Genomic DNA, 11860 nt, shown 5'->3' with positions numbered 1-11860 from the left:
CGCGTCCCCCCGTCCGCGCGTCCCCGCGTCCCCCCGTCCGCGCGTCCCCGCGTCCTCTTTCTCCCCCCCTCCCCACGTCCCCTGCTCTCTAACAGGGGCTTCTTCGAGAATGACGTGAACATTAGTACCACCAATACCCAAGGAATTTACTCCCGCACGGCGGGGGGTATCCATTGTTTGCCATTCCCTCAGTTGAGTGTTGACATAAAAAGGACTGTTGGCGAAATCAATCTCAGGATTGGGTTGTTCAAAATTCAAGCTGGGTGGAATTACCTTGTGTTTGAGAGTCAGGGCTGTCTTAATTAGTCCTGCAACTCCCGCCGCCGCATCTAAATGCCCGATATTTGTCTTTACCGAACCGATAGCACAGAAACCTTTTTGGTTGGTACTAGCGCGAAATACTTGAGAAAGTGCTGCTATTTCAATCGGATCGCCTAGTGGCGTGCCGCTGCCATGAGCTTCAATATAGCCGATGGATTCAGGCTCAACACCAGCAATGAGTAAAGCTTCGGCTATCGCTTCTGCTTGGGCTTTGATGCTGGGTGCTGTGTAGCCTACTTTTTGTGAACCATCGTTATTGATAGCCGAGCCTTTGATGATTGCATAGATATGATCCCTGTCGGCGATCGCTTCTGTCAACCGCTTCAAAACTATAACTCCCACACCATTACCGATAATCGTCCCTTTGGCTTGGGCATCAAAAGCCCGGCAATGTCCATCAGGCGATAAAATTCCTCCTTCTTGATATAAATAACCTGTTTTCTGTGGCACGCGAATCGAAACACCACCCGCCAAAGCCATATCGCATTGATAATTTAATAAACTTTGACAAGCAAGATTAGTAGCAACTAATGAAGTAGAACAAGCAGTTTGAACCGTAATACTTGGCCCTTGTAAATTTAATTTATAAGCAACACGAGTAGTGAGAAAATCCTTATCATTGCCAATCAACTTTTGAAAACTATTCGCTGAACCAATTTGGTCTTGATTTAAATTAAAAGATTGATAACTATTCCAGCCAACACCAGCATAAATTCCCGTCCGATTTTCAGATTTATTGGAATCATATCCAGCATCTTCTAAAGCTTCCCAGGCACATTCTAAAAAAATTCGGTGTTGTGGATCAGTGAGTTCTGCCTCTTTAGGATTAAAACCAAAGAAAGCAGCATCAAATAAATCTATATTTTCTAATACGGTTCCAGATTTTACATAATTACTATCATTGAGTAACGCTGTCTCTATTCCATTAGCGATTAAATCTTCATCTGTAAAAGTAGAAATTGACTCTACTCCATTGCACAAATTTTGCCAAAACTCAGCAATATTTTTAGCTTTGGGAAAACGACCTGCCATTCCAATAATAGCTATTCCTTCCATTAGCTCATCGATTTGAGCGCTACTCATACGTCTTTTTCCTGATTAATTAAAATAATGTTGATGAAATACTTTTACTGCTCGTGCTACACCATTTTCTGCCTGAATTTTTTTACTCATTTCAACTACACGATTCCGCATAGTTTTGTTGTTAATTGCAATTTTAATTGCAGCCGCTAAACTTTCGGCGCAAAGATGATTTCTGGTAATTAGTGGTGGCCCTAAACCTGACTCAGCTAAGTGATGTGCCCAGAAATAATTTTCGTAATTATATGGGACAACAATAGAAGGAACACCAGCACGTAAAGCAGCAGCGATCGTACCAATTCCACCGTGATGTACAACTGCCATTGTTCGTGGTAATAGCCAATCAAAAGGTACCCATTCTATGGGAAAAACTTCATCCGGTAAATCAACCGTTCCATCTAAATCTTCCCCAATTAGTAATATACCTCGTTGTTGGGAAATAGAGAGCGCTTCTAGCACTAATTTTGTTAAATTTGCCGATTTCCAACCGCCTTTATTACCAAAACCAATATACACCGGTGGGGAACCAGCAGCTAAAAATTCTGCTAATTCTGTTGGTGGTTGCCAACTTTGGGGACTATCTAAAAACCAATAGCCAGTAACATCAACCCAATCAGGCCAATCAGCAGGCTTGGGTAAAAAAGCCGGGCTGTAGCCGTAAAGAAAAGGCAACTGCTGCCGATTCATTCTACTAAAAAAATCCAATAGTAAAGGCACAGGAGGCAAACCCAGAATTTGCTCTCGCCACTGATTAATAGGTTGGCGAATATGTTGCCAAAATAATTGATTAAAAAATGGATAAGTCAGCCAGTTATAAATACCATAAACACCTGCCCAAGACTGATTACTACGAGTAAAGTGATTGGGAAACATATAAGTTTGATGTAGTGGTGAAACACAAGCTGCATAACCTGGTATGCCTAACTTTTCAACAAGTTCAAAAGCCGGAAATGCGGGCGGAGAAAAAATAATTGCATCTGCATCATGACAAACATCATACAAAAGAGGTAAAACACTATCTTGAATAGGTTGTAAGCTTTGCTTATAAAAATTAGCAATCACAAAAGGATTTTGACCAAACCCATCTGCATAATCTCGATACCAAGCTTTACAGTCAATAGAAATAAATTCCAGACCCCATTTACCAACTAATTCTCGATAATCCGGTCTAGTCGCCAATCGAACTAGATGACCAGCCTTTTGTAATCCTAAACCCAACGCTATATAAGGTTGGACATCTCCGGTTGAACCCCATGTCAAAATTGTAATATGCATCAGTCTTGATAGTAGGGAACTCTTAAATAATTCGTAATTCGTAATTCGTAATTCGTAATGACGCGACGCTCCTGTGTCGCTCTAAGCGAAGCTATGCCGTAGGCTTTACGCTAACGCTATCGCGGACTCGCTACCGCTGCGCTAACGTAATTAAATTTTGTAATGGGGATTTAACCCCAACACAAAACTTGCCGATTATAGAACCGGGGGACTTAAACCTACGGAACTCTTAATAGGGAATGGGGAATTGGTGTTTGTGATTTCTTACCCTGCCTCGTCCTGCTCCTTCATCCACAGTTTCCATTTTCTACTCACTGCGTACAAATTAATCAAGTCAAATTCTTATAGTTCAGTTAACTTTTTATTCATTTTTTTTTGGCAATTTTATGCATTAATAGCTTTTGTCTATTGACAGCCTCTCTTTGCTTTTGCACACGGTTATGCATTGCCTTAAAAGCAGATTCATCTTCAGAAGTTTGACTAAGATATTGAGCTAGAGAACCAATAGTAGGATTCTGAAACATTTCCACAATTGATATATCTTGGTTCAAAAACTTTCGCATTTTACCATTAGCTTGAACTAGCAATAATGAATGACCACCCAGGTCAAAAAAATTGTCATTTATACCCACTTTTTCTAAATGTAATACCTCCTGCCAAATATTAGCGATCGCACGTTCTATTTCACTTTGCGGAGCCTGATAAGTTACGGGCAAAGTATCAGGAATTGGTAAAGCACGGCGGTCTACTTTACCATTAGGTGTCAGCGGCAAAACCTTTAATACCACAAACACAGAAGGAACCATATACTCAGGCAGCTTTTCTTTCAAGAAATAGCGCAATTCATCCACAGAAAATACAGCCTCTTGATGAAGAACCAAATAAGCAACTAAACGATGTTGATTTGGTATATCTTCTCTAACCACAACTACCGTTTCTCTTACCCGTGGATGTTGTGCCAAAAATGCCTCTATTTCTCCAAGTTCGATGCGGAAACCGCGAATTTTGACTTGATTGTCGATTCTCCCTAAAAATTCAATATTTCCATCTGGACGGTAGCGGGCTAAATCACCAGTCTTATAAAGGCGTTCTCGTTGTCCTCCTCTTGCTCCCCCTGCCTCAAAGGGACTAGAAATAAACTTCTGTTGCGTTAACTCAGTTCTATGCAAATAGCCCCGCGCCAGTCCAATTCCACCAATGTGCAACTCGCCAGCAATGCCAATCGGCACAGGTTGCAAATGTTGATCAAGAATATATATTTGTGTATTGGCAATCGGACGGCCAATCGGCACAATTTTTTCATCACTATTTTGCTCACAAGCCCAAAAAGTGACATCAATAGAAGCTTCTGTAGGCCCGTAAAGATTATGCAATTGAGCATCTAAACGTTCAAAATAACGTTTTTGCAACTCAGGCGACAGTGCTTCACCACTACAAATCACACGTTTGATACTACTGCACTTTTCCAGTTCTGGCTCTTCTAAGAACATCTGTAACATTGAGGGGACAAAATGAAGTGTAGTGATTTGTTGCTGGGCAATCAGTTGAACTAAATAGCCAGCATCCTGATGTCCGCCTGCTTTGGCTAACACTAAACTTGCACCTGTGAACAACGGCCAGAAAAATTCCCAAACGGAGACATCAAAGCTAAAGGGAGTCTTTTGTAAAATGCGATCGCTTGATGTAAGTTGGTAAGTATCTTGCATCCATAGTAGGCGATTGCACAAACCCTTATGGGTATTCATCGCCCCCTTGGGTGTTCCTGTAGAGCCAGAGGTATAAATTACATAGGCTAAATTTTCTGGTGTAACGCCGCTAATTGGGTTTTCTTGGCATTTATCAACCAATTCATAGCTAGTATCTATACATACAACTTGCGCCTGATGTGGTGCTAATTCTGACATCAGAGGTGGTTGTACCAGTAGCACTGACACTTGAGCATCTGCCAACATGAACGCCAAACGCGCTTGGGGATAACTGGGATCAAGCGGTAGATAGGCCCCACCCGCTTTCATGATTGCTAATATTCCCACTACCATTTCTAGGGAGCGTTCCATACAAATACCAACCAGTACCTCTGGTTTCACGCCCAGTTTTTGCAAGTAGTGTGCTAGCTGATTGGCTCGGTTGTTTAACTCCTGGTAAGTGAGTTGTTGATTTTCAAAGATAACAGCAACATTAGACGGTGTTCTTTTGACTTGCTGCTCAAACAACTCGTGTATGCACTGGTCTTGAGGATAGTCTGTTTTGGTGTTATTCCACTCAACTATTAACTGCTGTTTTTGGGATTGTGTTAGTAAAGGTAAATGTGCTATCGACTCGTCAGGATTGGTAATTATGCCTTCTAGCAACCTCTGAAAATGTCCCAACATGCGATTCACAGTATCTAGATTCCACAGGTCAGTGTTGTATTCTAACGTTGACACTAATCCCTGCTCTGTGTCTTCTACAAACAGAGTCAGATCAAACTTAGCTGTGCCGTTTTCTCCCTCCTGACAAGTCATTGATATATCTGATAACTCGGTTGTGGGAATGGGAATATTTTGCAAAACGAACATCACCTGAAATAGGGGATTGTAGCTGGGATCTCGCTGTGGCTGTAGTTCCTCAACTAACTTTTCCAAAGGTATGTCTTGGTGAACGTAAGCAGCCAAAGCGGTCGATTTTACCCGCAACAACAATTCTCTAAAACTAGGTTCGCCATCGAGGTCACTACGTAACACCAAAACATTGACAAAACATCCAATTAATGTATTTATCTCTGTGCGGTTACGACTGGCGATAGGAGAACCTACGAGGATATCCGTTTGTCCTGTGTAACGGTAAAGCAGAGTTTTAAATGCTGCCAACAAGGTCATAAACAGGGTTGCTCCCTGCTGATGACTGAGCTGTTTTAGTTCTGCACTCAGCGTTGGGGACAGAATTAATTTCGCCCTCGCACCTTTGAAGGTTTGAATTGGCTGACGGGGATAATCGCTAGGTAAATTCAAGACAGGCAAATTACCACCTAGCTGTTGCTTCCAGTACGCGAGTTGAGGTTTAATGTTTTCGCTTTGCAACCACTGCCGCTGCCAGTAGACGAAATCTGTGTACTGGATGGGCAGTTGGGGAAGCACAGAGGATTTCCCAGTGGCTAATGCTTCGTAAACAATTGCCAGTTCTTTAATCAAAATCCCCACAGACCAACCATCTGCAATAATATGGTGCAAACTCACAAGCAACTGATACTCTGTTTGTGAAAAACGCAAAAGCTTGGCACGCAACAGTAGTTGGTAAGACAAGTCGAATGGCTGACTCGCTAATGTGGCCAGATGTTGTGTTTGTTGGATAGGCTCTATCTCTGGCAATTCTGATAAATCTTCAACCGTTAAAGTTAAAGATGCAGCTTGTTTGATTGTTTGAGTGGGTTCTCCATCTACTACTAAAAAGTTTGTTCGTAAAATTTCGTGCCGACTGATAATTTGGTTTAGGCTCTGTTGCAAAACTGCAACATTGACATCACCTTGGAAGTTAATAACTACGGGAATGTGATATGCCAAAGAATCAGGAGCTAGCTGATTAATAAACCATAACTGTTGTTGAGCAAACGATAGAGGGTGGGTTTGTGTGGTGTTGCGGGCTGGAGTCAGGGATAGCAACGGCACATCAGATGCTGTTGTTAGTTGAGTGAGTAATTTTGTTGCTAGCTTTTTGATCCCCAAATCTTCAAAGAAGTCTGATACGGATACGGTGACTTGGAGATCGGTTTCTATTTGATTTTTTAATTCAAAAACTTTTAAAGAGTCCAGTCCCAAACTGCTTAATGGCTGTTGGAAGTTCACCTCGTCTGATGGAATGGAGAGCGATCGCCCTATTTGCTCTTTGAGATATGATTCTAAAATTGACTCACACTCATCTGAGCTTAATCCCAACAAGGCTTGACGCTGGAATCTATTCTCTGTTGTCGCAAAATTAGTGGTGTTCAGAATGCTACTGCTGACTATCTCTAAGTTGTTGGCGAGAAACTGGGCACGAGTGGCACGGCGTTGAATCTTACCACTAGAAGTTTTAGCAATGGTTCCTGGTTTAATCAGAACTACAGCATAAACTTGCACTTCATGTGCTTCTGCTACTGCCTGACGAATTGCGACAGCCACCTCATCAAGATTTGGTTTGGCGCGAAACTCCAATTCCTGTACAACTACGAGCTTTTCTTCGTTATCAACTTCCACGGCAAAGGCTGCACCATTAGTTAGACGTAATGATGGATGACTACGTTCTGTGGTTAGTTCTATATCTTGTGGGTAAAGGTTACGACCCCGGATAATAATTAAATCCTTGATTCTGCCCGTCACGAAGAGTTCGCCATTGTCCAAGAAGCCCAAATCCCCAGTCCGTAAAAATGAACTCTCACCCGGATCTTGAAGACAGGCATGGAATGTTTGCTCTGTCTGTTCGCTATTATTCCAATAACCTTGACCGATGCTTGGCCCCGATACCCAAATTTCCCCGACTTGATTAGGCAAACAGCGAGTTAATGTTTCGGGATTGGCGATCGCTATTTGCTGTTGAGGTACACTTTGACCACAAGCTACTAAGGTTGTAACATCTGGATTATTGTCTGTAACCTCAACGATTTGATTTTGTTCTAATGCAGTTTTCTGAACTTTTTTAATCGTGGGTGCGATCGCTTTTTGACCGCCGGCAATCATCAGAGTCGCCTCGGCCATTCCGTAACAGGGATAGAAGGCTTCACGCCGAAAACCACAGGCTCTAAAGGTGGTTGAAAATCGTTCTAAAGTATCCCATCGGACGGATTCAGCACCGTTGAAAGCGACACTCCAACTGCTCAAGTCAAGAGTTTGGAGTTGTTCGGGAGTAATTTTTTGCGTACACAAATCGTAGGCAAAATTTGGGCCACCACTTGTAGTTCCTTGATATCTGGAAATAGCCTGTAACCAACGGTACGGCCGCTGCAAAAAAGCTGCTGGGGACATGAGGATGCAAGGAAAGCCCCCATACAAAGGCTGTAGTATACCACCGATTAGGCCCATGTCATGGTATGTGGGTAGCCACGAGATAAACTTGCTCTCAGCCCCATGTGCCATGAATTGGTAGGTGATGGCGGCATTATGTAGCAGGTTGCGATGACACAGCATTACGCCTTTGGGTATGCCTGTAGAACCTGATGTATATTGCAAAAAAGCTAGTGTATCTGCTGCAATTGGCGTTTGTTGCCAAGCATCTTCTATTCCTGGTGCTAGGTTATCAGTGGTTAACCACTCCAAATTATCTAAACCTGCTTTTTCCGTAAGTAAGGATTCTACTGTCGGTAGAATTTGTGTTGTTGTCAGAGCAACTCTAGTTTGGGCGTCTTGGACGATCGCCTGGATTCTGGGCGTATTGCGCCGATTACGGGGCGGGTAAGCAGGAACCGCTACTACACCTGCATACAAACAACCGAAAAAAGCACATAAGTAATCTAGTCCTGGTGGGTAAAGCAGTAGGACACGCTCTTTGTTTAAACCTAATGCTTGTAGTTTAGCTGCGATCGCTCGACTACACCGATCTAACTGTTGGTAAGTCAGTGTTGTTTCTTGCGTTTCGCCATCTACCAAAAAAGTAAAAGCATTGCGATCTGGTTGTGTCAAGCTTCTGTAGCGCAGTACATCAACAAATGTCGAATCTTGACAGAAAATTTTTGAGAAGTTGTTAGATGCTTGAGCCATTTCTATGATTCAGATGATGCACACCAAAATAGACTTAGGAGCGCAAATACCCCAAAATTATTGCAAACAATTTTCAAGTGAACTCAAAAATACTAATGTAATTTTCAGCTTTTAAGATCCGTGTCTTAAAAAAAATTCATAAAAAGTCGCTGATAAATTTCCTGAGATTTATTGAGAATAAATATCTACTTTGTGATATAAGTGAAACAATAGTTTCTGAATGTTATCAGCAAAAATAGCTTTTAAGTAGCTCCGGCAATCTTTTTAAGCTTCTGTTTGCTAAATTATCGTGTTTGATATTTTAGCAATTAAGTGTTATCAGCCGATAAGTTTTTGATAATCAATATCAAATAAAAAGTAGATGCAACTACATTGACTTATATAATTTTTATAGATTTTTTTGCTAAAAAACTGCTAATAGTACTAATAGCTTATTGCCAATCAACAGCAGGTTGAGAGGTACTGTTGGGTGTGAGGGAAATAGAAACAAAATGAGACTACGACCATTAATTCAGTGCTTGTTGCTAACAAGCTCAGCAATTATATTTTTGGCAACTCCTGGTTTGAGTCAGGAGCTAAAAACTATAGATGTAGAGTCTGATCAGACTTCTAATAGTTCAATTGACAAAACTGCTAGCCCTCAAACAATCAATGTACCAGTCAGAAAGATCCGCCGATTGAGCGAGAGTAATTTTGTATCCCAAAGCGTTGAGAAACTGGCGCAGTCACCAACACCCAATCCATCACCAACACCTGAAATCGTCGAAGTGACAGGAATTCAGGTGAATCCTACAGAAAAAGGGGTGGAAATAGTTTTGCAGACTGCTAAAGGCGATCGACTGCAAGTGTCAACTAGGAATCAGGATAAGGCGTATATCGTTGATATACCGAATGCTCAACTACGTCTACCTGAAGGTAATACATTTCGTCGAGAGCAACCCAGTAGCGGAATTACTGAGGTAACGGTAACAAATCAGAATGCTAATAGCATTCAAGTCATAATTCTCGGTGAGGCAGATGTACCGCAAATCGAGTTGTTTGATAGTGATGAGGGTCTGATTTTTGCTGTCACCCCATCTGTATCTACTTCACAGCAACCTCAAACGCCAGAACAGCCAGCAACTGAAACTCAACCAGAAGAACAACCAGCAACTGAAACTCAACCAGAACAGCCGGCAACTGATCCACAAGAGCCGATAGAACTGGTAGTGACAGCGACTCGTACCGAAGAAGAGTTAGAGAATGTGCCGCGTAGCGTCACGATTATTCGCCGTGAACAGATTGAGCAGCAACAAGCGGTATCTAGAGATTTGAGCGACATTATCGGCAGATTGACCCCCGGTGCAGGGCCGCCAACTGGCACAATCAGAAATCAATTTGTCCGGGGTAGAGGAGCGCAAATCTTGATTGATGGGGTTCCGGTAACATCAAACGACAGTAACGTTGGTTTTAACAGAGATCTTAGAAGTATTTCTCCCAATGCTGTCGAACGTGTGGAAGTTGTACGCGGTGCTTCGGCGGTATATGGAGACGGTGCTACCGGAGGGGTGATTAACATCATTACTCGCAAGCCAACAGAACAAGGGGTGAAACTGGAAACTAATGTTGGTGTGGATGCTTCTTTGAGCAATTTGCAAGAAGACAGTTTTGGTAACTTTTTCAGTCAATCTATCTCGATCCAGCAGGACAATGTTGACGTATTTGCACTCTTCGCTAACAGGAATACAGGTATTGCCTATGATGCAGCAGGCGATCGCATTCCCTATGAAGAAAATACAGCGGAAACAGAGACTCTTGAGGCATTAGCGAAAGTTGGGATCAATTTCGACTCTAACCAACGCTTGCAAATCAGTGCCAACTATAATCGCGATCGCATCGATCCCAGCATTACAGCCGATCCTAGTTCCAACGTGCCGCAGTTTAGCGGTAAAGTTCGTGCGACTGAGTTCAATCCCCAGTACATCAATGTTGACGAACCTTTCAATGAGAACACCGCCTTAAATCTGAGTTATAACCACGACGACTTATTTGGCAGTAAGTTAAATGCCCAAGCCTACTATCGCTCTACCAGAATTATTCCTTTGTACTTTGATGGCAGAATTTTTGATCCAGAAGATCCTCTCGGAATTAGTAGTAGAGATGCCAAAGATGATAAGTGGGGAGGACGATTGCTAGTTGAAACTCCCTTGTTTGAGACAGCAAACGTGTCTTGGGGAGTTGATTACTCCAAAGCGCATCTGGAAGACGACACTCTGATTTTCGATCCTGTAGATTTTGACAATAGTGATGGTAGAGTGCTGCGACTGATCGAAAGGAGGACTAATTATCCCCGCTTTAGTATCGAAAACTTGGGCTTGTTTGGTCAGGCGAAATGGGATATCAATCCGAATTTGTTGTTAAGTGGCGGCTTGCGCTACGAAAAATTTGATATTGATGTTCCTGACTTTACCAATTCATTTTTGGAAGATATTGGTGGTGGAAAGCGTAGCTTAGACGATGTGGTATTTAATGTTGGTTTGGTGTACAAGCCAACTGAGGAAGTGAGTTTATATGCTAACTTTGCTCAAGGCTTGTCACTGGCACCAATTGCTCGGATTTTGTTTGCTAATGCTACAGCAGGTTTTGATTTTGATCGAGACGTAGATCTGAGCGAACTCCAAAAAGTGAATAACTACGAGATTGGAGTTCGGGGTAATTGGAGAAGTGTCCAAGCATCTGTGGCACTTTTTTACAGTGAATCAGATTTGGGTTCTGCTTTAGTAGAGAACCCGGATAAACCCGGTGTTTTAAATTTGGCCAGAGCGCCACAGCGTAATTACGGTGTGGAAGCAACCCTTGATTGGCAAGTGGATGACAAATGGCTATTGGGGAGTACTTTTACCTTGCAAGGAGGTGAAAACGATATTGATGGAGATGGCAGCTTTGCAGCACTAAGTTCCACTGAAGTTCCACCCTTGAAACTAACAGCCTATGTCCAGCACCAAACTACTCCCGGTTGGAGTAATCGTTTGCAAGCTTTGTTTGTAGGCGATCGCCGCCAAGGCTTTGAAGCCGGTTCTGACCTAGTACCGGTAGACAGTTACTTGACTGTGGATTACATCAGCAATCTCAAGATTGGTACAGGAAGCTTGGAATTAGGGATAGAAAATTTGTTTAACGAGCAATACACCACACCTGGAGGTTCGCTTGGGTTTGACCTGGGAGGCAATTTTTATGAGCTAGCAGGTAGAGGTAGGACTGTTCGCCTCAACTACCGTTTTACTTGGTAACGATAACCCCTTCGGGGTAGGGAGTAGGGAGTAGGGAGTAGAGAATAGGGAACAGGGAATAGGGAACAGGGAATAGGGAATTGTCATTTGTTAATTATTCTCCGCGTCCCCGCGTCCCCCCGTCTCCGCGTCTTCCCCAGTCCCCAATCCCAAATCCCCAGTCCCCAGTCCCCAGTCCCCAATCCCCAGTCCCCAGTCCCCAGTCCC

Annotated in this window: 4 protein-coding genes; 1 reads left to right on the top strand and 3 read right to left on the bottom strand. The window is 42.8% G+C overall.

Annotated elements, in window-relative coordinates; translation table 11 throughout:
- From AC5JMF_RS23595 to AC5JMF_RS23585, 3 genes are all read right to left on the bottom strand, one after another.
- Positions 1 to 1377, bottom strand: a 1377-nt coding sequence (locus AC5JMF_RS23595; RefSeq protein WP_495798137.1) for a type I polyketide synthase, incomplete at its 3' end; no start/stop codon positions are given.
- Positions 1378 to 1419: 42 nt separating this feature from the next.
- A complete protein-coding gene (locus AC5JMF_RS23590) occupies positions 1420 to 2676 on the bottom strand; it encodes a glycosyltransferase (protein ID WP_495798136.1) in 1257 nt (418 codons plus the stop codon).
- 365 nt (positions 2677 to 3041) lie between these two features.
- Positions 3042 to 8384, bottom strand: coding sequence for an amino acid adenylation domain-containing protein (locus AC5JMF_RS23585; RefSeq protein ID WP_495798135.1), 5343 nt, complete (start codon positions 8382 to 8384; stop codon positions 3042 to 3044).
- 491 nt (positions 8385 to 8875) lie between these two features.
- On the opposite strand from AC5JMF_RS23585, the gene AC5JMF_RS23580 reads away from it, so the two are divergent.
- Entirely contained in the window at positions 8876 to 11653 is a 2778-nt protein-coding gene (locus tag AC5JMF_RS23580) for a TonB-dependent receptor domain-containing protein (RefSeq protein WP_495798134.1), read from the top strand.
- Positions 11654 to 11860: the final 207 nt, after the last annotated feature.

The sequence above is a fragment of the Desmonostoc vinosum genome (assembly GCF_059505385.1).
Note: the sequence above shows the minus strand (reverse complement) of the source record. Positions and strands in the feature narration are given on the sequence as shown.